This window comes from Streptomyces resistomycificus (genome assembly GCF_001514265.1).
Classification (GTDB): domain Bacteria; phylum Actinomycetota; class Actinomycetes; order Streptomycetales; family Streptomycetaceae; genus Streptomyces; species Streptomyces resistomycificus.
In genome coordinates this window covers 165580-188162 of the sequence record NZ_KQ949001.1, presented here as the reverse complement: position 1 = coordinate 188162, position 22583 = coordinate 165580, and the positions used below count along the sequence as shown (strand labels likewise).

Annotated in this window: 24 protein-coding genes, 1 tRNA gene and 1 riboswitch; of the genes, 18 read left to right on the top strand and 7 right to left on the bottom strand. The window is 70.6% G+C overall.

Going from position 1 to position 22583, the window contains the following annotated elements; translation table 11 throughout:
- Positions 1-100: 100 nt before the first annotated feature.
- The gene (locus tag AQJ84_RS33710; RefSeq protein WP_030042554.1) at positions 101-1402 is read right to left on the bottom strand and encodes a PTS transporter subunit EIIC; all 1302 of its coding nucleotides are present in this window, start codon (positions 1400-1402) and stop codon (positions 101-103) included.
- A 152-nt stretch (positions 1403-1554) separates the two neighbouring features.
- On the opposite strand from AQJ84_RS33710, the gene AQJ84_RS33705 reads away from it, so the two are divergent.
- From AQJ84_RS33705 to rdgB, 4 genes are all read left to right on the top strand, one after another.
- Positions 1555-1788, top strand: coding sequence for a glucose PTS transporter subunit EIIB (locus AQJ84_RS33705; protein WP_030042553.1), 234 nt, complete (start codon positions 1555-1557; stop codon positions 1786-1788).
- 92 nt (positions 1789-1880) lie between these two features.
- A complete protein-coding gene (gene rph, locus AQJ84_RS33700) occupies positions 1881-2618 on the top strand; it encodes a ribonuclease PH (RefSeq protein WP_030042552.1) in 738 nt (245 codons plus the stop codon).
- A 143-nt stretch (positions 2619-2761) separates the two neighbouring features.
- The gene (locus AQJ84_RS33695) at positions 2762-3166 is read left to right on the top strand and encodes a hypothetical protein (protein WP_030042551.1); all 405 of its coding nucleotides are present in this window, start codon (positions 2762-2764) and stop codon (positions 3164-3166) included.
- A gap of 34 nt (positions 3167-3200) precedes the next feature.
- Positions 3201-3803: an RdgB/HAM1 family non-canonical purine NTP pyrophosphatase gene (gene rdgB, locus AQJ84_RS33690; protein ID WP_030042550.1), complete on the top strand. Its 603-nt coding sequence runs from the start codon at positions 3201-3203 to the stop codon at positions 3801-3803.
- Between the two features lie 5 nt (positions 3804-3808).
- Here rdgB and AQJ84_RS33685 read toward each other — a convergent pair.
- Positions 3809-3895, bottom strand: a tRNA-Leu gene (locus AQJ84_RS33685).
- A gap of 117 nt (positions 3896-4012) precedes the next feature.
- On the opposite strand from AQJ84_RS33685, the gene AQJ84_RS33680 reads away from it, so the two are divergent.
- The gene (locus tag AQJ84_RS33680) at positions 4013-4519 is read left to right on the top strand and encodes a GNAT family N-acetyltransferase (RefSeq protein WP_030042549.1); all 507 of its coding nucleotides are present in this window, start codon (positions 4013-4015) and stop codon (positions 4517-4519) included.
- Here AQJ84_RS33680 and bcp read toward each other — a convergent pair.
- Entirely contained in the window at positions 4500-4967 is a 468-nt protein-coding gene (gene bcp, locus AQJ84_RS33675) for a thioredoxin-dependent thiol peroxidase (RefSeq protein WP_030042548.1), read from the bottom strand. The two genes, AQJ84_RS33680 and bcp, sit on opposite strands and share 20 nt — an antisense overlap.
- A gap of 104 nt (positions 4968-5071) precedes the next feature.
- On the opposite strand from bcp, the gene AQJ84_RS33670 reads away from it, so the two are divergent.
- The 3 genes from AQJ84_RS33670 to sugE all read left to right on the top strand — a co-directional run bounded on the left by AQJ84_RS33670 (position 5072) and on the right by sugE (position 6274).
- Positions 5072-5401, top strand: a complete 330-nt coding sequence (locus tag AQJ84_RS33670; protein WP_030042547.1) for a DUF3618 domain-containing protein — start codon at positions 5072-5074, stop codon at positions 5399-5401.
- A 44-nt stretch (positions 5402-5445) separates the two neighbouring features.
- The gene (locus tag AQJ84_RS33665) at positions 5446-5802 is read left to right on the top strand and encodes a GroES family chaperonin (protein WP_030042546.1); all 357 of its coding nucleotides are present in this window, start codon (positions 5446-5448) and stop codon (positions 5800-5802) included.
- 48 nt (positions 5803-5850) lie between these two features.
- Positions 5851-5919: riboswitch (guanidine-III (ykkC-III) riboswitch) on the top strand.
- A gap of 34 nt (positions 5920-5953) precedes the next feature.
- The gene (gene sugE / locus AQJ84_RS33660) at positions 5954-6274 is read left to right on the top strand and encodes a quaternary ammonium compound efflux SMR transporter SugE (RefSeq protein ID WP_030042545.1); all 321 of its coding nucleotides are present in this window, start codon (positions 5954-5956) and stop codon (positions 6272-6274) included.
- 16 nt (positions 6275-6290) lie between these two features.
- Here the strand turns inward: sugE and AQJ84_RS33655 are convergent, their stop codons facing one another.
- Positions 6291-8714, bottom strand: coding sequence for a transglycosylase domain-containing protein (locus AQJ84_RS33655; RefSeq protein WP_030042544.1), 2424 nt, complete (start codon positions 8712-8714; stop codon positions 6291-6293).
- Between the two features lie 204 nt (positions 8715-8918).
- On the opposite strand from AQJ84_RS33655, the gene AQJ84_RS33650 reads away from it, so the two are divergent.
- Genes AQJ84_RS33650 through AQJ84_RS33635 form a run of 4 tightly spaced genes read left to right on the top strand, consistent with a single transcriptional unit; the run spans position 8919 to position 12444 of the window.
- The gene (locus AQJ84_RS33650; protein ID WP_030042543.1) at positions 8919-9719 is read left to right on the top strand and encodes an ABC transporter permease; all 801 of its coding nucleotides are present in this window, start codon (positions 8919-8921) and stop codon (positions 9717-9719) included.
- Positions 9720-9729: 10 nt separating this feature from the next.
- Entirely contained in the window at positions 9730-10587 is an 858-nt protein-coding gene (locus AQJ84_RS33645; protein ID WP_225889226.1) for an ABC transporter permease, read from the top strand.
- Between the two features lie 28 nt (positions 10588-10615).
- Positions 10616-11614 carry an ABC transporter ATP-binding protein gene (locus AQJ84_RS33640; RefSeq protein ID WP_037803666.1) on the top strand — a complete coding sequence of 333 codons (999 nt, stop codon included), beginning with the start codon at positions 10616-10618 and terminating at the stop codon, positions 11612-11614.
- 32 nt (positions 11615-11646) lie between these two features.
- Positions 11647-12444, top strand: coding sequence for a DUF1707 SHOCT-like domain-containing protein (locus AQJ84_RS33635; protein WP_030042540.1), 798 nt, complete (start codon positions 11647-11649; stop codon positions 12442-12444).
- Between the two features lie 41 nt (positions 12445-12485).
- Here AQJ84_RS33635 and AQJ84_RS33630 read toward each other — a convergent pair whose 3' ends face one another.
- Positions 12486-13820 carry an SGNH/GDSL hydrolase family protein gene (locus AQJ84_RS33630; RefSeq protein WP_053191155.1) on the bottom strand — a complete coding sequence of 445 codons (1335 nt, stop codon included), beginning with the start codon at positions 13818-13820 and terminating at the stop codon, positions 12486-12488.
- 193 nt (positions 13821-14013) lie between these two features.
- Here AQJ84_RS33630 and AQJ84_RS33625 point away from each other — a divergent pair, with 193 nt between their 5' ends.
- Together AQJ84_RS33625 and AQJ84_RS33620 are read left to right on the top strand one after the other, a co-directional pair.
- Positions 14014-15351: a DUF445 domain-containing protein gene (locus tag AQJ84_RS33625; protein WP_030042536.1), complete on the top strand. Its 1338-nt coding sequence runs from the start codon at positions 14014-14016 to the stop codon at positions 15349-15351.
- Positions 15352-15405: 54 nt separating this feature from the next.
- Entirely contained in the window at positions 15406-16938 is a 1533-nt protein-coding gene (locus AQJ84_RS33620) for an MFS transporter (protein WP_030042535.1), read from the top strand.
- Positions 16939-17197: 259 nt separating this feature from the next.
- Here AQJ84_RS33620 and AQJ84_RS33615 read toward each other — a convergent pair whose 3' ends face one another.
- Positions 17198-18715 carry an alginate lyase family protein gene (locus AQJ84_RS33615; protein ID WP_374935393.1) on the bottom strand — a complete coding sequence of 506 codons (1518 nt, stop codon included), beginning with the start codon at positions 18713-18715 and terminating at the stop codon, positions 17198-17200.
- Between the two features lie 91 nt (positions 18716-18806).
- Here AQJ84_RS33615 and AQJ84_RS33610 point away from each other — a divergent pair, with 91 nt between their 5' ends.
- Complete coding sequence (locus tag AQJ84_RS33610) at positions 18807-19178, top strand: VOC family protein (RefSeq protein ID WP_030042533.1); 372 nt, start codon at positions 18807-18809, stop codon at positions 19176-19178.
- A 29-nt stretch (positions 19179-19207) separates the two neighbouring features.
- Here the strand turns inward: AQJ84_RS33610 and AQJ84_RS33605 are convergent, their stop codons facing one another.
- On the bottom strand, positions 19208-19510 hold the full coding sequence (locus AQJ84_RS33605) for a hypothetical protein (protein ID WP_030042532.1): 303 nt from the start codon (positions 19508-19510) through the stop codon (positions 19208-19210).
- A 178-nt stretch (positions 19511-19688) separates the two neighbouring features.
- Here AQJ84_RS33605 and AQJ84_RS33600 point away from each other — a divergent pair, with 178 nt between their 5' ends.
- The 3 genes from AQJ84_RS33600 (at position 19689) to AQJ84_RS33590 (ending at position 22545) form a co-directional block, all read left to right on the top strand.
- Entirely contained in the window at positions 19689-20120 is a 432-nt protein-coding gene (locus tag AQJ84_RS33600; protein WP_030042531.1) for an Hsp20/alpha crystallin family protein, read from the top strand.
- Between the two features lie 5 nt (positions 20121-20125).
- Positions 20126-20572: a DUF2267 domain-containing protein gene (locus AQJ84_RS33595; RefSeq protein ID WP_374935394.1), complete on the top strand. Its 447-nt coding sequence runs from the start codon at positions 20126-20128 to the stop codon at positions 20570-20572.
- Between the two features lie 296 nt (positions 20573-20868).
- Entirely contained in the window at positions 20869-22545 is a 1677-nt protein-coding gene (locus tag AQJ84_RS33590; protein WP_030042529.1) for a glycosyltransferase, read from the top strand.
- Positions 22546-22583: the final 38 nt, after the last annotated feature.

Below are 22583 nucleotides of genomic sequence, written 5' to 3'. Positions count from 1 at the left end.
GTGTAGACCATGTTCTAGCACGATGAAGGGCGCATAAGGAACCCGCGGTTCCCGTGACGGGAAGGCTACTTTGGGCTACCTGTTCCGGCCGGGTGCGGACCTACCCCTTGGTGACGTCCTCGACCTCCTCCTCGGGCTCCCTGCCCGGCGTCTTGAGGTCGAACCGCGTGATCGCGAAACGGAAGATCACGTAGTAGACGGCCGCGAAACACAGGCCGATCGGAATGATCAGCCACGGTTTCGTCGCCAGGTTCCAGTTGATGACGTAGTCGATCAGCCCCGCCGAGAAGCTGAAGCCGTCGTGCACCCCGAGCCCCCACGTCACCGCCATCGACACACCCGTCAGGACCGCGTGCACCGCGTACAGCAGCGGCGCGATGAACAGGAACGAGTACTCGATCGGCTCTGTGATGCCCGTGACGAGCGAGGTCAGCGCGACGGAGAGCATCAGACCGCCGACCTCCTTGCGGCGGCTCGGCTTCGCGCAGTGCGTGATGGCGAGCGCCGCGGCCGGCAGCGCGAACATCATGATCGGGAAGAAGCCCGAGGTGAACTGGCCCGCGTTCGGGTCGCCCGCCAGGAACATGTTGATGTCGCCGTGCACCACCGTGCCGTCCGGCTTGGTGTAACTGCCGAACTGGAACCAGATGGGCACGTTCAGGAACTGGTGCAGACCGATCACCAGCAACGCCCGGTTCGCGATACCGAAGACACCGGAGCCCCACGCGCCCAGGTCGGTCAGCCAGTCACTGAAGCTCTCCAGCGCGTCACCGATCGGCGGCCAGACCCACAGGCACACCGACGCGAACGCGATCGCCACGAACGCCATGATGATCGGCACCAGCCGGCGGCCGTTGAAGAAGCCGAGCCAGTCCACCAGCTTGGTGCGGTGGAAGCGCTGCCAGAAGTACGCCGACATCAGACCCATGATGATGCCGCCGAAGACACCCGGGTTCTGGAAGGTGAACTCCGACACCGATCCGTCGGCCGTCACCTGGCAGCCGATGCCGGTCAGGGTCTTCGTGCCCTCGGGGCAGTCCTCCGGGAACTGGAGCAGCACGGTGTAGTAGACGAGAAATCCCGTCACCGCCGCGAGAGCTGTCGAACCGTCGGCCTTCTTCGCCATGCCGATCGCCACACCGATGCAGAACAACAGGGGCAGCCCCAGCTGACTGTCCAGCAGCGCGCCGCCCGCCCCCGCCATCACCTTGGAGACGTTCGTCCAGCCGAGTCCGTCGGCCCCGAACACGTCGGGCTGGCCGAGCCGGTTGAGGATGCCGGCCGCCGGCAGCACGGCGATGGGCAGTTGGAGACTGCGGCCCATCTTCTGCAACGCCTGGAACACGCTGTTCCAGCGGGCGCGCGCGGGACTGACCCCCGTGTCGGCACTCTCGGCACTCATGGTTTGGCGACCGCCTGTCAGGTGGTGTAGACCAGCTACGGACGATTTCGTTGCTGCCAGGTCATCTTTCGGTACCTCCGGCACGATCGCTCGCGAAGATGGGCCAACTGTGGGTTACTGCGACAAAGCGGTTCGGATCAGGGAGAAGGAACATGGCCAGCAAGGCTGAGAAGATCGTTGCCGGGCTCGGCGGCATCGACAACATCGAAGAGGTCGAGGGCTGCATCACCCGCCTGCGGACCGAGGTCGTCGACGCGAGCAAGGTCGACGAGGCCGCCCTGAAGGCCGCCGGAGCCCACGGCGTCGTCAAGATGGGCACCGCCATCCAGGTCGTCATCGGCACCGACGCCGACCCGATCGCCGCGGAGATCGAAGACCTGATGTGAGTCCGCGGGCCCCACACGGCCCCACTCACTCTTCAGGGGCCTTTCCCACCGCGGGAGGGGCCCCTTCCCCATGTGCGACTAGGCTCAGCGCCATGTCTCGAATCGACGGCCGCACCCCCGAACAACTCCGCCCGGTCACCATCGAACGCGGCTGGAGCAAGCACGCCGAGGGCTCCGTCCTCGTCTCCTTCGGCGACACGAAGGTCTTCTGCACCGCCTCCGTCACCGAAGGCGTCCCGCGCTGGCGCAAGGGCAGCGGCGAGGGCTGGGTCACCGCCGAGTACTCCATGCTGCCCCGCGCCACCAACACCCGCGGAGACCGCGAGTCCGTGCGCGGCAAGATCGGCGGCCGCACCCACGAGATCAGCCGTCTCATCGGCCGCTCCCTGCGCGCGGTCATCGACTACAAGGCACTCGGCGAGAACACCATCGTCCTGGACTGCGACGTCCTCCAGGCCGACGGCGGCACGCGCACGGCGGCCATCACCGGCGCCTACGTCGCTCTGGCCGACGCGATCTCCTGGGCCCAGGGCCGCAAGCTGATCAAGGCCGGCCGCCAGCCCCTGACCGGGACGGTCAGCGCGGTCTCGGTCGGCATCGTCGGCTCGGTCCCGCTCCTGGACCTCTGCTACGAGGAGGACGTCCGCGCCGAGACCGACATGAACGTCGTCTGCACCGGCGACGGCCGCTTCGTCGAGGTCCAGGGCACCGCCGAGGCCGAGCCCTTCGCCCGCGACGAGCTCAACGCCCTCCTCGACCTCGCGGTCGCCGGCTGCACCGACCTGGCGGCCCTGCAGCGCAAGGCCCTTGATACGGTCCTCGAAAAGTAAAGGGCGCACCAAGAAGGCCGGCCGTCGCGGGCAACCGCGCCGACCGCCTTCGCGTCACTACGGGTACGGGCGCACGGAACACCACCGTGCGCCCGGCCAGTACGAGGGCCATCGAGGCCCTGCCAACGGGAGGGAACAGATCCATGGCCGCGAGCCGACGCCGCCCAGGTCGCCGAATCGCCATCGTCGCCGCGGTGGCCGCTGTCGCGCTGACGACCGGTCTCACCACCGGCTGCGACGCCGTCAACAAGGCACTGGACTGCGTCCAGACCGCCGACGCCATCGCCGACAGCGTCACCAACCTCCAGCAGGCCGTGGAGAACGCGTCGAACGACCCGACGCAGCTCGAGGAGTCCCTCGACGCCATCGACAAGAACCTCACCGACATCGGCGACAAGACCGACAACGCCGACGTCAACAAGGCCGTCGACCAGCTGGACCAGGCCGTCGGCAACGTCCGTGACGACGTCGCGAACGGCGACACCACCCCTGACGTGAGCGGGATCACGGACGCGGCGGGCGAACTGACGAAGGTCTGCACGCCGTAACCGGGCCGGGGGCGAGGCCGGGATACTGGACCCCATGACCCGCTTGATCCTCGCCACCCGCAACGCCGGAAAGATCACCGAGCTCAGGGCGATCCTCGCCGACGCAGGCCTGCCCCACGACCTCGTCGGCGCGGAGGCCTACCCCGACATCCCCGACGTCAAGGAAACAGGCGTCACCTTCGCCGAGAACGCCCTGCTCAAGGCCCACGCCCTCGCCCAGGCCACCGGCCTGCCCGCCGTGGCCGACGACTCCGGCCTCTGCGTGGACGTCCTGAACGGCGCCCCCGGCATCTTCTCCGCCCGCTGGGCAGGCCGCCACGGCGACGACAAGGCCAACCTCGACCTGCTGCTCGCCCAGCTCTCGGACATCGCCGACGAACACCGGGGCGCCCACTTCGCCTGCGCGGCGGCGCTCGCCCTGCCGGACGGCACGGAACGGGTGGTGGAGGGCCGGCTGCGGGGCGTACTCCGGCACACCCCGGCCGGCACGAACGGCTTCGGCTACGACCCGATCCTCCAGCCGGAGAACGACACCCGGACGTGCGCCGAACTGACGGCGCAGGAGAAGAACGCGATCAGCCACCGCGGCAAGGCGTTCCGGGCGCTGGTGCCGGTGGTGCGGGAGCTGCTCGGCTGACGTACTGGTGCGGCCGGAGGGACTCGAACCCTCACGGGAGTTACCCCACTGGGACCTAAACCCAGCGTGACTGCCAGTTCCACCACGGCCGCCTGACACTGCCCGGCCATGCTACCGGGCGGTGCCGGCCAGGCCGGAACCGATATACTGCTGATCACACGTCAGGCCTCCCGGGCCCGGACCCCCGTCCGGCCCAGGAGGCTTTTTTCATGGCCTCAGAACTGATCGTCCGACCAGTAGTCCCCGCCGACCATCCCACCGTCGAACGCCTCTGGCTCCTGTTCCGGCATGACCTGTCCGAGTTCGGCGGGCAACTGCCCTACGCCGACGGGACGTTCCGGAAGGAGCGGCTGGAGGCTGCCTTCTCGGGGGACCCCGGCTGGGCGGCGTACCTGTTCAGCGTCGGCGGGTCTCCCGTCGGGTTCGCTTTCGTGCGGGGGCTCGACGCGCCCGTGCGTGTGCTCAACAGCTTCTTCGTCGTGCGCGGAGCGCGCAGGGCCGGGGTCGGGCTGCGGGCCGTGCGGGAGGTGGTGGCGCGGCATCCGGGGGAGTGGGCGGTGGCCTTTCAGGACGCCAACGCCGGTGCCGTCCGGTTCTGGCGGCGGGTCGCCGGTGAACTCGCCGGGGACGGCTGGCGGGAGGAGCGCAGGCCGGTGCCGGACCGGCCCGACCTGGCTCCCGACGTGTGGGTGTCGTTCAGATGCCCAGGTCCTTGATGATCTTCGCGACGTGTCCGGTCGCCCGGACGTTGTAGAGGGCGCGCTCGACCTTGCCCTCCTCGTCCACGACGATCGTGGAGCGGATGACGCCCATGTACGTCTTGCCGTAGTTCTTCTTCTCGCCGAAGGCGCCGTAGGACTCGGTGACGGTCTTCTCGGGGTCGGCGAGGAGGGTGATCTTCAGGGACTCCTTCTCGCGGAACTTCGCGAGTTTCTCCGGCTTGTCGGGGGAGATGCCGATCACGTCGTACCCGGCGCCGGCCAGCAGCTCCAGGTTGTCGGTGAAGTCGCACGCCTGCTTGGTGCAGCCGGGGGTCAGGGCCGCCGGGTAGAAGTAGACGATGACCTTGCGTCCCTTGTGGTCGGCCAGGGACACGTCGGTGCCGTCTGCGTCGGGGAGGGTGAAGGCGGGGGCCACGTCCCCGGGCTGGAGTCGCTCGCTCATCGGTCTAGCGTAACGGGGGGTCCTGACAGTGCGGCGGCGCACAGAGCTGACAGACTGTCCGCAACAGGCAGCAACAGGTATCAGCTGACTTCGGAGGCCCCACGGTGGCGGACACGTCGGACACGAGAACCCCGGCGCAGATCGAGGCGGACATCAAGCGCCGCCGCGAGATGCTCGCCGAGACGCTCGACGAGATCGGGGTGCGGGTGCACCCCAAGACGATCGTGGGCGATGCCAAGGCCAAGGTCGTCTCCAACATCGACCACACGCTCGGCCGTGCCTATGTAGGGGTCAACCGGGCCGTGAGCGATGTGAAGGCGCAGTTCGTCGACGAGGAGGGCGCGCCCCGGCTGGAGCGGGTCGTGCCCGTGGCCCTCGTCGTGGTGGGTGTCGTGGGGCTGCTGGCCCTGGGCACCCGGCGGCGCAAGGGCTGACCCGGCGGAGTCCGTGGCTGGTAAAGGCAGGTAGGTTCAGAGGCGTGAGCGCCAACAGAAACGAGCACAGCAGCCGGCACGACAAGCTGCCCATCCGGATGCTGCACGACCGGGTACTCGTGCGGCAGGACACCAGCGAGGGCGAGCGGCGTTCCGGTGGCGGGATCCTGATTCCGGCCACCGCGGCGGTCGGCCGGCGGCTGGCCTGGGCGGAGGTCGTCGCGGTGGGGCAGAACGTGCGCACCGTGGAGATCGGTGACCGGGTGCTGTACGACCCGGAGGACCGGGCCGAGGTGGAGGTGCGGGGCGTCGCCTACGTGCTGATGCGTGAGCGTGATCTGCACGCCGTGGCCGCGGACCGGTTCGAGGGAGCCGAGGACTCGACCGGGCTGTACCTCTGAATCAACGGTGCGACGGGGGCCGGTGACGATCGTCACCGGCCCCCGTCGCCGTTTCTTGCTACATTCGAAGGACCCCGACGAGACGCGCCGTACCGGGACAGGCAAAGACGACGCACGTACGCCAGTCCGCCCGTCTCTCGGAGGTTCTCCCATGGCCTGGGTTCTGCTCGTCGTCGCCGGTCTGCTCGAGGTCGGCTGGTCGGTCGGCATGAAGTACACCGACGGTTTCACCCGGCTGGTCCCCAGCCTGTTCACCGGGGCGGGCATCGTCGCCAGCATGCTGCTGCTGTCGTACGCCGCGAGGTCCCTGCCCATCGGTACCGCGTACGGCGTGTGGGTCGGGATCGGGGCGGCCGGGGCGGCGGTGTTCGGCATGGTGGTGCTGGGGGAGCCGGCGACCGCCGCCCGGATCTTCTTCGTGTGTCTGCTGCTGGTCGCCGTGGTGGGGCTGAAGGCGACCTCCGGGCACTGAGACCGGGGGGCGGGCGTTACGGCCTTCGCGTTGTCAGCTGCGGGCCCGGCCCGGTGGTCGTGCCGCCCGTGGTGCCTCCGGTGTCGCCGCCGGTCGTGTCTCCGGTGGTGCCGCCCGTGGCGGTGTCGCCGCCGGTGGTGTCCCCGGTGGTGCCGTCGGTGGCGCCGCCATCGGTGGTGGTGCCTCCGTCGGTGGTGTCCCCGGTGGTGCCGCCGGTGTCCTGGTCTCCGGTGGTGCCGTCGGTGGTGCCGCCGTCGGTGGTGGTGCCTCCGTCGGTGGTGTCCCCGGTGGTGCCGCCGGTGTCCTGGTCTCCGGTGCTGCCGTCCGTGGTGCCACCGGTGTTCTCGTCACCGGTGCCGGGATCGCTGGGGGTGTCGGACGGCGGGGCCTGGATCACGTCGGCGCCCGGCTGGAGGACGAGGTCGAAGTCGGTGACCGGCTTGTCCTTGAGGGCGTCCTTGGTGAACTGCGCCCAGATCTCGGTCGGCGCCCCGCCGCCGTTGATCCGGTCGAGGCCCATCGCGCCGTACAGCGACTTGTGGGCGGCCGTGACCGGGTCCTGGCCCATGACGGAGACGACGGTGGCGAGGTCGGGGGTGTAGCCGGCGAACCAGGCGGCGGTGTCCTCCTCGGCGGTACCGGTCTTGCCCGCGGCGGGGCGGCCGGCGGCCTGGGCGGCGGTGGCGGTGCCGTTGTCCACGACGCTCCGCAGGACGGAGGTGGTGGTGTCGGCGGCCTGGCGGCTGACGGCCTGCCTGGTCTTCTGCTTGGGCAGATCGACGTCGCTCACGCCGTCCTTGGTGATCTTCTTGATCATCGTGTACGTGCCGTGCTTGCCGTGGTTGGCGAGCGTCGCGTAGGCCTCCGCCATGTCGAGGACGCTGGCGGTGGACGGGCCGAGCGCGATGGACGGGGACGCGGTCAGGTCAGGGGTGTCGGCCGGGATGCCGAGGTCGATCGCGGTCTCCTTGACCTTGTCGGAGCCGACGTCCACGGCCATCTGCGCGTACACCGAGTTGACGGACTTGTCGGTGGCCTCGCGCACGGTGATGTCGCCGTAGTTGCCCTGGTCCTCGTTCTCGGGGTCGTAGGAGCCGCCGTCCCAGCCGACGACGGGCCGCTTGTTGGTGCCGTCGTAGATGGTGTTCGGGGTGATCGTGCGGCCGTCCTGCGTGGTGGAGCCGTTCTGGACGGCGGAGGTGAACACGAACGGCTTGAAGGTGGAGCCGACCTGGAAGTCACCGCGGGTGGCGTTGTTCGTGTACTGCTTCACGTAGTCGATGCCGCCGTACATGGCGACGACCTTGCCGGTCTTGGGGTCGACGGCGGCGCCGCCCGCGCGGACGTAGGTGTCGACCTTGCGGTTCTTCTTGTCCAGCTTGTCCATCAGCTGGTCGTTGACCGCGTCGACGAAGGCGTCCTGCTTGCTCTTCTCCAGCGTGGTGGTGATGCGGTAGCCGCCGGCGTCGAGCTGGTCGGAGGTGAGGATCTTGTTGTCGCTCAGGTAGTCCTTGATCGCGGTGACGATGTAGCCGCGCTGCCCGGACATCCCGGTGGAGACGGTGGCCTCCTTCGGCATCGGGAACTTCATGCCGGAGCGCTCCGAGGCGCTGAGCCAGCCCTTGGTGACCATGCCGTCCAGGACGTAGTTCCAGCGGGCCTGCGCGGCGGCCTTGTTCCCGGGGTGGGCGACGACGTCGTACTCGCTGGGCGCGTTGACCAGAGCGGCGAGGTAGGCGCCCTGGGCCGCGTTCAGGTCGGCGGCGTCGATGCCGTAGTAGGCCTGGGCGGCGGACTGGATGCCGTAGGCGTTGCGGCCGAAGTAGCTGGTGTTGAGGTAGCCCTCGAGGATCTGGTCCTTCGACTCGGTGCGGTCCAGCTTGATCGAGATGAAGAACTCCTTCACCTTGCGGGTGACGGTCTGTTCCTGGGCCAGGTAGTAGTTCTTCACGTACTGCTGGGTGATCGTCGAGCCGGACTGCTTGCCCTTGCCGGTCGCGGTGTTCCACCCGGCGCGGAGCATCGCCTTGGGGTCGATGGCGGACTCGGTGTAGAAGTCGCGGTCCTCGGCGGCCAGGACGGCGTGCTGGGCTTCCTTGGAGACCTGCGCGAGGGAGACGTTCTCGCGGTTGACCTCGCCGTCGCGGGCGAGCTGGCTGCCGTCGGCGTAGAGGTAGACGTTGCTCTGTTTGGTGGCGAAGGCGTTGGCCGGCGGGATCTTGACCAGGGAGTAGCCGAGGAAGAACAGGCCGGCCAGGAGCAGGACGCCGACGACGAAGGTGCCGAGCACCATCCGCCAGGTCGGGATGATCCGCCGCCAGCCGGTGCGCTTGGGCCGCTTGGCCTTCTTGCCGTCCTGCCCGGAGGGCTCGGCAGCCGCCTGGGGGTCTCGTGGGGCCCAGCCCTGGGTCGGCTGCTGCGGCTGCGGCTCGTCGCTCATGTCGTGCACGGACTCCTGTTTCGCTGCTGCTTACGTTCCCGTACGCCTCGTACGCCTTCTGCGCCCCCAGTTGAAGACTCTCGCACCACCCGTTCCGTTCCCGGGAATCGGCACGCACTCGCCCGGAAAACGCGTGGCGTGCGGCACAGCCCGCGCACTAGGCTCCTGCGCTTCGGTGTCTACAGGGCCTTGAGGACGGTGCGCGTGGGTACGGGCCGGTTGTACGCGACCGTCGCGGCGGGGGGCTTCCGAAGGTACGCGACGTATCGGGCCGCCACGGCGGCGGGGGTGTTCACCAACACGGTCTTCGGGCTGATCCTGGTCTACACGTACACGGCCCTGTGGGACGAGCGGCCGCATCTGGGGGGCTACGACCTGGCGCAGGCGGTCACCTACGTGTGGATCGGCCAGTCGCTGTTCAAGACGCTGGCCAGCGGGGGCGGCGGCGTCGAGGGCGAGCTGATGGAGCGCATCCGTACGGGGGACATAGCGGTCGACCTGTTCCGGCCGGCCGACCTCCAGCTGTGGTGGCTGGCGGCGGACCTGGGCCGGGCGGCGTTCGAGCTGCTGGGGCGCGGGGTGCTGCCCTTCGTGTTCGGGGCGCTGGTCTTCGACCTCGCGCTGCCCACGGACGTGTCGACGTGGGCGGCGTTCCTGGTCGCCGTGCTGCTCGGGATGCTGGTGAGTTTCGGGATCCGCTATCTGGTGGCGCTGACCGCGTTCTGGCTGATGGACGGCACGGGTGTGACGCAGATGGCGATGCTCACCGGGTGGTTCTGCTCGGGGATGGTGCTGCCGCTGAACGTCTTCCCGGGTGCGCTCGGCGAGGTCGTGAGGGCCCTGCCGTGGTCGTCGCTGCTCCAGGCCCCCGCCGACCTGCTGCTGGGGCACGCCGACCCGCTGCCCACGTACGCCTTCCAGGCGGGGTGGGCGGTGGCGCTGCTGGCGGCGGGGCGGCTGGTGCAGTCGGTGGCGGCGCGCCGGGTGGTGGTCCAGGGTGGCTGAGACGGGCCGGGTGGCGGGCCGGGACTGGGCGGTGGAGAAGGACCTCGGGGCCAGGTCGAGCCGGGTGGTCGACGGGCTGCGCGCCTACCGCATGATCACCGCGATGTGGATCCGCTCCACGATGGCCTACCGCGCCTCCTTCCTCATGACCACGTTCGGCAACTTCGTGGCGACCGCGCTCGACTTCGTCGCCGTCCTGCTGATGTTCTCGCGGGTGGACGAGCTCGGTGGCTACACGCTGCCGCAGATCGCCTTCCTCTACGGCCTGTCCAGCACCGCGTTCGGCCTCGCCGACCTGGCCGTCGGCTCGATGGAGAAGCTGGGGCGGCGGGTGCGCGACGGCACGCTGGACACCCTGATGGTGCGTCCGGCGCCGGTGCTCGCGCAGATGGCCGCCGACCAGTTCGGGCTGCGCCGGCTGGGGCGGGTCACCCAGGGCGTCCTGGTGCTCGGCTACGCGCTGGCCACCGTGGACATCGACTGGACCTGGGCGAAGGTGCTGCTGATGCCGGTGATGCTGGTGAGCGGCGCCGCGATCTTCTGCGCGGTGTTCGTGGCGGGCGCGTCCTTCCAGTTCGTGGCGCAGGACGCGGCGGAGGTGCAGAACGCGTTCACGTACGGCGGCACGACGTTGTTGCAGTACCCGCCGACGCTGTTCGCGACGGAGCTGGTGCGCGGGGTGACCTTCGTGCTGCCGCTGGCCTTCGTCAACTGGGTGCCCGCGACCTATGTGCTGGGGATGCCGCTTCCGCTGGGCCTGCCGGGGTGGGCGGCCTTCCTGCCGCCGCTGGTGGCGGCGGCCTGCTGTGCGCTGGCCGGTCTCGCGTGGCGGGCGGGGCTTCGGTCCTATCGGAGTACGGGAAGTTAGGGGTTCTCGGGTGAAGGGTGCGTTCGCGGTGGACAGTGCGTTCATCGAACTGGACCGCGTCGAGAAGGTCTTCGACGTGCACAGGAAGACCGGCTTCATGAGACGGGAGCTGCGGCGGGTGCGCGCGGTCGACTCGATCTCCTTCACCGTGGCGCGCGGTGAGATGGTCGGCTACATCGGTCCGAACGGCGCCGGGAAGTCGACGACGATCAAGATGCTCACCGGCATCCTGACCCCGAGCGGCGGCCGGCTGCGGGTCGCGGGCATCGACCCGTCACGGGAGCGGACGCGGCTGGCGCACCGGATCGGGGTGGTGTTCGGGCAGCGTACGACGCTGTGGTGGGACCTGCCGCTGCTCGACTCCTACCGGCTGATGCACCGCATGTACCGGATTCCCGACGCCCGCTACCGCGAGAACCTCGACCGTCTCGTCGAACTCCTCGAACTCGGCGACCTGTTGGACGTGCCGGTACGGCAGCTCTCGCTAGGTCAGCGGATGCGCGGCGACATCGTGGCGGCTCTGCTGCACGACCCGGAGGTGCTCTACCTCGACGAGCCGACGATCGGTCTGGACGTCGTCTCCAAGGGCAAGGTGCGGGAGTTCCTGCGGGAGTTGAACGCCGAGCACGGCACGACGGTGCTGCTGACCACGCACGACCTCCAGGACATCGAGCAGCTGTGCTCGCGGGTGATGGTCATCGACCACGGCCGGCTGATGTACGACGGTCCGCTCACCGGCCTGCACGAGGTGGGGGACAGCGAGCGGATCCTGGTGGTCGACCTGGAGCGCGAGCTGCCGCCGATCGAGGCGCCGGCACCCGCCCGGGTGGTGAAGGTGGACGGGCCGCGGCAGTGGCTGGCGTTCCCGGCGGCGGCGTCGGCGGCGCCGCTGGTGGCACGGATCGCGGCGGAGTACCCGCTGGTGGACCTGTCGGTGCGGGAGCCGGACATCGAGGCGGTGATCGCGAAGATGCTGCACTCCCTCGGGGACACCACCGACCCTCCGTCCGAGAGGGCGACCGCATAGTGCCCGCGGCCCGGAACTCGTAGGCTGCTGGTATGACCGAGGATGCCCCGGAGCTGCGCGCCTCCGACGCCGATCGTGAACGAGTCGCCGAGATCCTGCAGGACGCTCTCGCGGAGGGGCGCCTCGACATGGAGGAGTTCGAGGAACGGCTGGACGCCACCTACAAGGCGCGTACCTACGGCGAACTCACGCCGATCACCCGGGATCTGCCGGCCGCCGCGGGGGCCGCGCCCGCTCCTCGGGTGTCGATGACCAAGGAGCCCGCCGGGAGCGGGAGTTGGGCGGGACGGATCGTCGGCGGCGAGGGGACCTCGACGTGGGCGGTGGCCGTCATGTCGGGGTTCCAGCGCAGGGGCCGCTGGACGGTGCCGAGGCGGTTCAACTGCTTCGCGTTCTGGGGCGGCGGCGAGATCGACCTGCGTGAGGCGAACTTCGCGGCCGGCGAGGTCGAGATCAACTGCATCGCGATCATGGGCGGGATGCAGGTGATCGTGCCGCCCGGCGTCGAGGTCGTCGTCCGCGGCATCGGCGTCATGGGCGGCTTCGACCAGCGCGAGGAGGGGGTGCCGGGCGACCCCGGCGCCCCGCGTGTGATCGTGACGGGCTTCGCCTTCTGGGGTGGCGTCGGCGTGGAGCGCAAGCTCACCCGGGCCGAGCGGCAGCAGCTCAAGGAGGAGCGCCGACAGCAGAAGCTGGACCGCGGGACGTCGGCGCGCGAGCTGGGGCAGTCGTTCCGGGAGGACGTGCGGGACGCGCACCGGCGGATGCACGACGGGCACCGGGACCTGATGCGGGAGCGGCGGGACAGGCGCCGGGACGGGGATCACTGAGCGGCGCCTGCCCGGGTGGCGGCCCTGCGGGCCGGCCGGCCCTACAGCTCGGCCGGCGCGGCGCCCTTCAGGTCGTCCAGGTCGAAGGACTCCGCCATCCGCTCGTACCCCTTGTCGCTCGGGTGCAGATGATCGCCCGAGTCGTAGTCGGAGCGGAACCTGCGCGGGTCGTACGGGTCCCGGACGGCCTGGTCGAAGTCGACGACGGCGTCGTAGACCCGCCCCGCGCGGATCTCGGCGTTGATCTGCTGCCGTACGGACTCGCGGGCGTCGGTGTAGCCGCGGTGGCCGCCGAAGGGCATGAGTGTCGCGCCGACGACCTTGATGCCGCGGGCGTGGGCCTGGCGGACCAGGGTGCGCAGGCCCTCGACGATCGCGTCGGGGTCGGCCAGCCGGGGGTTGCGCAGGATGTCGTTGATGCCGAGGTCGACGACGACGATCTTGACGTTCGCCCGGCCCAGCACGTCCCGGGCGAAGCGGTCCACGCCGGCCTGGTTCTCGGCGGGGCGGCCGAGGCCGTCGGCGAGGACCTGGTTGCCGCCGATCCCCTGGTTGACGACGCTGTAGCGGGGCAGGTCGCGGCCCGCCGCCAGCGCCGTGCGCAGCCGCTGGGACAGGAGGTCGGTCCAGCGGTGGTTGGCGTTCGCGGTGGAGCCGACGCCGTCGGTGAGCGAGTCGCCGAAGGCCACGACGGTGCCCACGGCCTCGTCACTCAGCACGTCCAGCGCGGTCAGATAGCGCCAGTACTCGGTCCGTTCGGTGTACGCGGCCGCCGCGGTGTCCTCGGTACGGTCGCCGACGGCGGCGTACGAGGTCTGGCGGGCGTGCGGGTGGTAGGTGACCGGGCCGGAGCGGGTGGGGGAGTAGGTGGTGACCAGCACGTCGGAGCCCGCCGGGATCCGGAGGCTGACGGCGTCGCTCAGCACCTGCTGCCCGGCCGGGACGACCACGACGGTGTTGCCGCCGAAGGTCAGCCGCCGCATGGTGTCCGCGACCGCCTCGGCGGTGTCGGCGGTGGCCGAGAGGGCGATCGAGGCGTGCGTGATGGTCAGCGGCGACTGGCCGTAGAGATTGGACAGCGTGATGCGGGCACTCGTACCACCGATGCCGGCGTGGACGACGTTGCGCACCGAGCGGCCCGCCAGGCCGGCGGTCTCGGTGCCGGGTTCGGCGCCGACCGGCGACGCGGACCAGGAGCCGACCCAGACGGCCGTGGAGGCCGGGGCGGCGGAGTTGTGGGGGATGCGGGGGCCCGCCAGGGTGTTCCGGTCCTGCGTACCGGAGTCGGTCGTCACTCCGACGTAGATGGCGGCGGACAGGGCCACGATCGCGGAAAGGATCGCGGCGAGCAGGGCGTAACCATGACGCCGGGTCATGCTGTGTTGTTCTCCTCGGGCGATGGGAGCCCGAGGCTCCGATCTGATGAACCCATGATGAGCCATGAGTCGGGGAAAACTGACAGGACCCCGCCACGTTCCCCCGACCGGACAGACGCAGGGAACTCTTGTTCCGTTCCAGGAGTCGGTCAGGAAGGGACAATGTGTGAGGGATCACCGACGGGTGGAGTGGATGGAACCTACGGAAAAGGGATCAATCGGCGCCGAGGGGCAGCATGCCCGCCCCGGAGCCTCCCCGAACCGCGCCATGAACACGTTCAGCGAGGCGGACGAGGAGAAGCTGAGCGGCGTACGGCGGATGAAGCTCACCGCGACCGGCCTGCTGCTGCTCGTGGCGCTGGTCTACGTCCTCGCGAAATGGGCGTCCCACGAGGGCGCCGGCGGCTGGGCCGGCTATGTCGCCGCGGCCGCCGAGGCGGGCATGGTCGGCGCGATGGCCGACTGGTTCGCGGTCACCGCCCTCTTCCGGCACCCGCTCGGCCTGCCCATCCCGCACACCGCGATCATCCCCACCAAGAAGGACCAGTTGGGGGTGTCCCTGGGCGAGTTCGTCGGGGAGAACTTCCTCTCCGAGGACGTCGTACGGCAGCGGCTGCGCTCCGTCGGCATCGGCAGCAGGCTCGGCATCTGGCTGGCCGACCCGGAACACGCCGACCGGGTCACCGCCGAACTCTCGGCCGCGCTCCGGGGCGCCCTGACCGTCCTGCGCGACTCCGACGTCCAGGCCGTGGTCGGCGAGGCGATCACCCGGCGCGCCGAGGCCCAGGAGATCGCGCCCGGCATCGGCAAGATGCTGGAGAGGGTCGTCGCCGACGGCGGCCACCGCCGGGCCGTCGACCTGATCGTCGGCCGGGCGCACGACTGGCTGGTGCTGCACAGCGACTCCGTGATGGACGCCGTCCAGGGCGGGGCGCCCGGCTGGACCCCGAAGTTCGTCGACAAGCGGGTCGGCGAACGCGTCTACAAGGAACTGCTGCGCTTCTGCTCCGAGATGCGGGACATGCCCTCCCACCCCGCCCGCGGCGCCCTCGACCGCTTCCTCGCCGACTTCGCCTCCGCCCTCCAGTCCGACACCGACACCCGTGCGCGCGTCGAGCGGCTCAAGGGCGAGGTGCTGGGCCGGGGCGAGGTCCAGGACCTGATCGCCTCAGCCTGGACCGCCGTACGCTCCATGATCGTCTCGGCGGCCGAGGACGAGCGCAGCGAGCTGCGGCTGCGGGTGCGGGCCTCCCTGCTCTCGCTGGGCTCCCGGATGGCCGCCGACCCGAAGCTCCAGGCCAAGGTCGACGGCTGGGTGGAGGGCGCGGCGGTCTACGTCGTCACCACCTACCGGCAGGAGATCACCTCCCTGATCACGGACACCGTGGCGGGCTGGGACGCCGAGCACACGACGAAGAAGATCGAGGCGCACATCGGCCGGGACCTGCAGTTCATCCGGATCAACGGCACGGTGGTCGGCTCACTGGTCGGCCTGCTGATCTACACGGTGACGAGGGCGCTGGGGGCGTGAGGGGGCTGGTCGGGGGAACCTGACCGGGGTTCTCGCTCAAGGAGGAGGGAGCCCATGGCCAACGCAGAGGCCGAGCCCGGCCGCACCATCACCACCAGCCTTCCCGCCCGGCTCGACCGCCTGCCGTGGTCGCGCTGGCACTGGACCATCGTCATCGGTCTCGGCACCGTGTGGATCCTCGACGGCCTCGAGGTGACCGTGGTCGGCAACATCGCCGGCCGGCTGTCCGAGCCCGGCAGCGGACTGCCGATCACCTCCGGGCAGGTCACCGGCATCGCCGCCGCCCTCTATGTGGCCGGTGCCTGTCTCGGCGCCCTGTTCTGGGGGCGGCTGACCGACATCTGGGGGCGTAAAAAGCTCTTCATGGTCACCCTGGCGGTCTATCTCGGAGCGACCGCGCTGACCGCCGTCTCCTTCGACACCTGGTGGTTCCTGGTCTTCCGCTTCCTCACCGGCTTCGGTATCGGCGGCGAGTACGCGGCCATCAACTCCGCGATCGACGAGCTGATCCCCAAGGACTACCGGGGCCGCGTCGACCTGATGATCAACGGCAGCTTCTGGCTGGGCGCGATCGGCGGCTCGCTGCTGTCGATCGTCGCGCTGGACACCGACGTCTTCGCGGCGAACGTCGGCTGGCGGCTCACCTTCGCCCTGGGTGCCGTCCTCGCCCTGGTGATCCTCCTCGTACGCCGCCATGTCCCGGAGAGCCCGCGCTGGTTGCTGATCCACGGGCGCGACGAGGAGGCGGAACGGATCGTCTCCGCCATCGAGGAGCGGATCGAGACCGAGAGGGGCGAGCGGCTGCCGGAACCCGAGGGTGAGCTCACCATCCACCAGCGCCGCAACGTCACCTTCCTGGAGATCGGCCGAACCGTCTTCTCCCGGTACCGCAGGCGCGCGGTCCTCGGCTTCTCCCTCTTCATCGGCCAGGCCTTCCTCTACAACGCGATCACCTTCGGCTTCGGCGCGATCCTGACGACGTTCTACGACGTCCCGACCGGCAGCACCGGCTACTACTTCGCCGTCATCGCCCTCGGCAACTTCTGCGGTCCGCTGCTGCTCGGCAGGCTCTTCGACACGGTCGGCCGCAGGGTGATGATCTCCTCGACCTACCTCCTGTCCGGCCTGTTCCTGTTCGGCACGGCCTGGCTGTTCGACCGCGGCTCGCTGAGCGCGGCCACGCTGACGGCCTGCTGGTGCGCGGTCCTGTTCTTCGCCTCCGCGGGCGCCTCCAGCGCCTACCTGACGGTCTCCGAGATCTTCCCGATGGAGACCCGCGCGATGTCCATCGCCTTCTTCTACGCCATCGGCACCGCGGCCGGCGGCATCAGCGGCCCCCTGCTGTTCGCCGAACTCACCGGCACCGGCAAGGTCGGCGACACGGTCCTCGCCTTCCAGATCGGCGCGACCCTGATGTGCCTGGCCGGCCTGGTCGCCGCGCTCCTCGCCGTCCGCGCGGAACGCCGCTCCCTGGAGGACATCGCCAAGCCCCTGACAGCGGCCTCCTCCCCGCCGACGCCGGCGGGGAAGGGCGAGCGCCCGGAACCGGGAACCCCGGAACCGGGCTCGCAGACGGCCACGGTGTAAGGCCGCCACGGTGTAGGACCGCCACAGCGCAGAACCGCTACCACCTGCTGCCCGCACCCGGCCCCCGCCCGGCTGCGGGCAGTCGGCTGCGGTGTGGGGCGGCTACGGCGTGGGGCGCTACGGCGTGGGCCGCTGTCCGCACCCGGCCCCGCCCAGCTGCGGGCAGTCGTGCCGCCTGGGACGGCACGGGTGGGCGCAGGCGGCGCCCCGGTAGCGCCGGGCCGCGCGACCCACCCCCGGCCCACCCGGCCGGCGGCGCCTACTCGGCGCCGTCGCGCCGCACCCGGTCACGCCGACGCAGCAGCAGCAACCCACCCGCGACGGCGGTGATCCCCGCAGCGGCGGACCAGGCCACGATGTCGTCGGACCCCGTAGCGGCGAGGTCCCCACCGGACGCGGGCGACGGAGAAGCAGAAGCGGTAGCCGAAGCCGAAGCAGAACCCGAGCCCGCTCCCTGCGGCCGCGCGTCCGAGCCCGACACCGACCCCGACGCTGCGGAGCCGCCCTCCGCCCCTCCCCCCGGCCTCGGCGCCGCACCCGTATCCGTCGCCCTGTCCCGCGTGAACGCCAGCGTCCCGAAGCCGAGTTGGTCGTACCCCCCGCTGTTGGGCCCGTAGTCCCCACCCCCACCCTCCGGCGCGGACCTCGCGGCGATCCGGGTGAGGTAGGACGCGGAAAGCCCCCGCCGCTTGGTGTAGTGGTTGGCGATCATCGCCCAGATCGGCCGGGTCATGGCCGGATCGACCCCGGCCGCCTCCGTGACCGTCTCCGACCCCGACCACCCGTCGACGGCCCCCTTCGCCCGGGTGTTGGCGGTGAACGGCACCCCACCGCCCAAGCTCCACTTGGCCACGTACTGGGCGCCCTTGAGGAACCGGCTGTCGTCGTAGCCGTACAGGTCGATCCCCTGGTTCCAGGCCATCTCGCAGAAGGTGCCCATGAGGCCGACGCCGAGCAGCGCGTGCCCTTGGTCCCGCCCCGCCTCCAGCCACTCCGCGAGCCCGTCGTCGTGCACCACGGGGATGGCGTTCTTGAGGGAGCCGAGGCCGTCGCCGTGCTTGAAGTAGTCCACCGCACGCGCGACTTGCGCCTTGTCGTCGCAGAAGATGCCGGTGGCCAGGACGCAGGCCATGGCCGTGAGGTCCCAGTTGGTCCAGTAGTTGGAGGTCACGGCGTCGTTGTGCCGGACCAGGAAGCTGTCGCTGAGCGGAGCGAAGACACCGCTCAGCATCTCCCGGAAGCGGTCGAGCTCGAAGTCGGGATGGTCGCGCACGAGTTCGGCCGCGTTGGCGATCTGGTAGCCGTACAGACCGGCCGCCAGGAAGCGGTCGGCGTTGCCCGCCAGCGTGGTCAGCCTGGCCGACCAGGCGTTGAGGATCGCGACGGCGGTGTCGGCGTGCGCGCTGTCGCCGCCGACGTGGTAGCGAAGGCCGTTCTGGTACGCGGCGTGGACGTCGTTGTAGAGGGTCGCGTAGTTCTGGCCGGCCCCTCCCCGGATCACGGTCGCCTGCGGGTTGGCCGTCCAGCCGCTCTGCGCATGGCGGTTGGCGGTCAGCTTGGCGAACCCGGCGGTGTAGGGGGCGGCGCCCGCCTTCACCTTGGCGGCCATCCGCTCCAGGTCGGCGCGGGTGTGCAGCAGCCCGGGGTGGGCGAAGGCGGTGCCTGCCGCGACGGCCGGGGCGGCGGTGATCGCGGTCGTGGCGCCCGCGGCGACGCCGACGGCTCCGGCTGCCTTGAGCATGCTGCGGCGGCTGATCTGTGAAGTCACGTGGGTCATTCCTCGCGTGCCTGGGGCTGGGGACGGTCAGGAGACGCGAGGGTGGGCCGGTCGATAACAGAAACGCGACGCGTGGTGAGGAGTCGTACCGATGACGGTTCGCAGGATCGTGCCCGACATCCGGGTGGAGTCCGAGGACGGGATGAGCCACAGCCGTGACTTCTACGGCCTGCTCGGCCTCGAGGAGGTCATGCACCTGGGCTGGGTGATGACCCTGGCGTCCCCGGCCAACCCGACCGCCCAGATCAGCTTCTTCACCGAGGAACGCACCGGGCCGGTCGTGCCCGACCTGAGCGTGGAGGTCGAGGACGTCGACGCCGTGTACGCGCAGGTGGTGGCGTCGGGTGCGGAGGTCGTACGGGAGCTGAGGGACGAGGAGTGGGGCGTACGGCGGTTCTTCGTACGGGATCCGAACGGGCGGGTGGTGAACGTACTGGGGCACCGGCCCTCCCGGAACCCGTGAAGACGCCGCTCCTCCCCAGGGGCTGTGCCTCAGCCCCTCCGGTCCGCGACCGCCCACGACGCCAGCGCCACAGCCCCCGCCACCCCGAACACCGCCGGCCACGCGCCCACCTTCTTGGCCAGCGGGTGCGACCCGGCGAAGGCGGCGACGTACGCCGCCGTCAGCGCCCCCGCCGCCGTCCCGCCCGCCTGCTGCCGCCACTGCCGCGCGGCCGCTGCACCGGCGACGGCCAGCACGGCCCCGCCCAGCGGCCGCTGCCTGGTCCAGCGGGCGACGCCGTACCCACCGACGAGACCGCTCGCCGCGACGACCGCGCTGGGAACCTTCGCCATGCCTGCCTCCTGAGCCGTACGGATGCCCCGACGTCCTCGACGTCCGGTGAGCCCGAGGCTAACGCCGAGGCGGCCCGCCACCCCGTACCTGAGTCGGGGCTTGTCAAGTTTCCTCCTTCGAGCTATATAAGAAGCCGTAGGGCATCGCGCACCAGCGCCTCAGAAAGGAGTAACTGTGATGCTCATGCGTACGGACCCCTTCCGCGAATTCGACCGCCTCGCGCAGCAGGTCCTCGGCTCCACCGCCCGCCCCTCCGCGATGACGATGGACGCCTACCGCTCCGGGGACGAGTTCGTCGTCCACTTCGACCTCCCCGGTGTCGACCCCGAGACGATCGACCTGGACATCGAACGCAACGTCCTGTCCGTCCGAGCCGAACGCCGTTCCGCCGCCCCCGAGGACGCGGAACTGATCGTCGCCGAGCGGCCCACGGGCAGCTTCAGCCGCCAGCTGTTCCTCGGTGACACCCTCGACACGGAACGCATCGACGCCTCGTACGACGCCGGAGTGCTGACCCTGCGCATCCCCGTGGCGGAGCAGGCCAAGCCGCGCCGCATCCAGATCGCGGGCGGCGACAGCGGGCGCCGACAGCTGGGGAGCGCCACGTGACGGTTCTGAGCGTGCGGCCCCAGCGGCGGCACAGCGGCACCGGTCAGGGCAGGCCCCGATGGGCGGAGCTGGTCGAGGCGGTACGGGCGTCGGGCCGGTACTCCACGACGGCGGAGGCGGAACGCGTCACCCGCATCGTCCTCTCCGCCCTCGGCGGCCTCGTCACCGGCGACGAACGGGTCGACCTGGCCCACGCCCTGCCCGAGGAGGCGGCCCGCGTGATCGCCGCCCGGATCCCGGAACCGCACCGCCTGACGGCACCGGAGTTCGTGGCCGCGATCGCCGCCCGCGTCCCGGGAGCCACCCCGGCCACGGCCCGCTGGGACGTCGGATCGGTCCTGGGCGTCCTGCCGGGCCTGGTCGGCGACGACCTGGTGGACCGTGTCCTGGCCCGACTCCCGCAGGGCTACGCCCTGTTGTTCGGCCGCGCGGAACTGACCCCGACGGGCTGAACGAACCGGCGGCCGTCAGCCCCCTCCCCTCACACACAAACACCGCCGGGCCCGGCCGTCATCCCCGCCCCGGGTACGCGACTCCGACGCGTACCCGGGGCCGACATGTATCCGGCGTCGACCGCGCACCCGGGCCGACCGCGCACCCGGCCCGGTAACGCCCGTATGGAGCATCTCCGGTAGTGACCGCCGTGGAGGCGGGCGATGCTCGGACAGCACACCACCACCGGACCCGACGACCCGACGACCCGGCCACGGCGTCGGAACCGGGGCACGAGACGACATCTGGGGAACGGATGCTCAAGGTCAGCATTGTGGTGCCCGTCTACAACGCCGGCGATTACATCGACCGCTGCGCACCCTCGCTCCTCCACCAGAGCCTCGGCCGCGACGCGTACGAGATCGTCTACGTCGACGACGGCTCGACCGACGACTCCACGCAGCGCCTCGACCGGCTGGCCGCCCGGCATCCGCACGTGCGCGTGTTCCACCAGGAGAACTCCGGCTGGCCGGGAAAGCCCCGCAACGTCGGAGTGCGGATGGCCCGCGGCGAGTACGTCCAGTTCGTCGACCAGGACGACGAACTGACCCCGGAGGCACTCGAACACCTCCACCGCCTCGCCACCCGCAACGCCTCCGACATCGTCCTCGGCAAGGTCATCGGCACCATGCAGGGCCCCAGCAGCCTCTTCAGACGCACGGTCGAGCAGTGCACGGTCGAGGACACGCCCCTCATGGACAGCCTGACGCCGCACAAGATGTTCCGCCGCGACTTCCTCCTCGACGAGGGCATCACCTTCCCCGAAGGCCCCGTACGCCTGGAGGACCAGCTCTTCATGGCCCGCGCCTACGTGCGCGCGAAGCGCGTCTCCATCCTCGGCGACCACCCCTGCTACGTATGGAACCGCCGCGACGACGGAGGCAACACCAGCAGCCGCGCGAGCACCCCGGAGACCTACTACGGCCACCTGCGTACCGTCGTGGAGGAAATCAAGGCGAACACCAGACCGGGCCCCCTCCAGGACCACCTGCTCCGCCGCTCCTACCGCGTCGAGCTGCTCCGCCCGGTCAGCGAACCCCGCGTCCTCCAGCGCACGGGCAGCGCCCTCGAACGGTACTTCTCCGTCGTACGCGACATGGCCCGCGACTGCTACCCGCCCGGCGTCCGGGACGGGCTCCCCGCGATCACCAGACTCCGGGCGCACCTCCTGGAGGAGGGCCTTTTGGAGTCGCTGGTCGAACTCGCGAGCCGCACCCAGAAGATCAGACCCCACTACACGGTCGACGACGTCCGGCGACGCGACGGCAGCCTCGTCCTCACCACCACGTTCGCCATGCTCCGCCCCGACGGCGAACCCCTCACCCTCGTCGAGCGCTACGGCCGTCTGCTCCTGGACCCCGAACTGCTGGACGGCATCAAGGGCGCCGAGGACTGGGAGGTCCCGCACCCTCTCAGCCACGCCCACGGCGAGCTCCTCGTCCACGACACCGCCCGGAACCTGTGGTGGTTCCCGGACACCGCGCTCACCCCGAGCACCCAGTCGCTCGGCCGGGGCAGACACCGCGTGGTCCTCACCGGCGAGACGGTCATCGACCCCCTCACCCTGGCCGGCGGTGGCGCGATGCCCGTCGGCACCCATTTGGTGTGGGCCAACGCCCAACTCCTCGGCTCCGGCCGCCGGACGCGTCTCACGGGCGGCGCCGACAGCCCTCGCCCGCCCGCCCTGCGGGTCGGCACCCCGCCCCGCCTGGTCATCCCCGGCTGGGGCGGCCCCGCGGGCCAACTCCGCCTGTCCGTGGGACGACCGGGCCATGCCACCGTCCCTCACCGCGTGCTCCTGGCCACCACCGCCGCCCCGGGTGTCCGCCGCGCGGCCCGCACCGTCATCCGGCGCCTTCCGGCGGACGTCCGCAAGCAGGTCCGTACGCTCGCGCGCAGAGCGGATCCGTGGGCGGCGGCTCAGAGGGACTGAGCGGCGGTACCTGCCCGCTCACGCCCGCCGCTCACGCC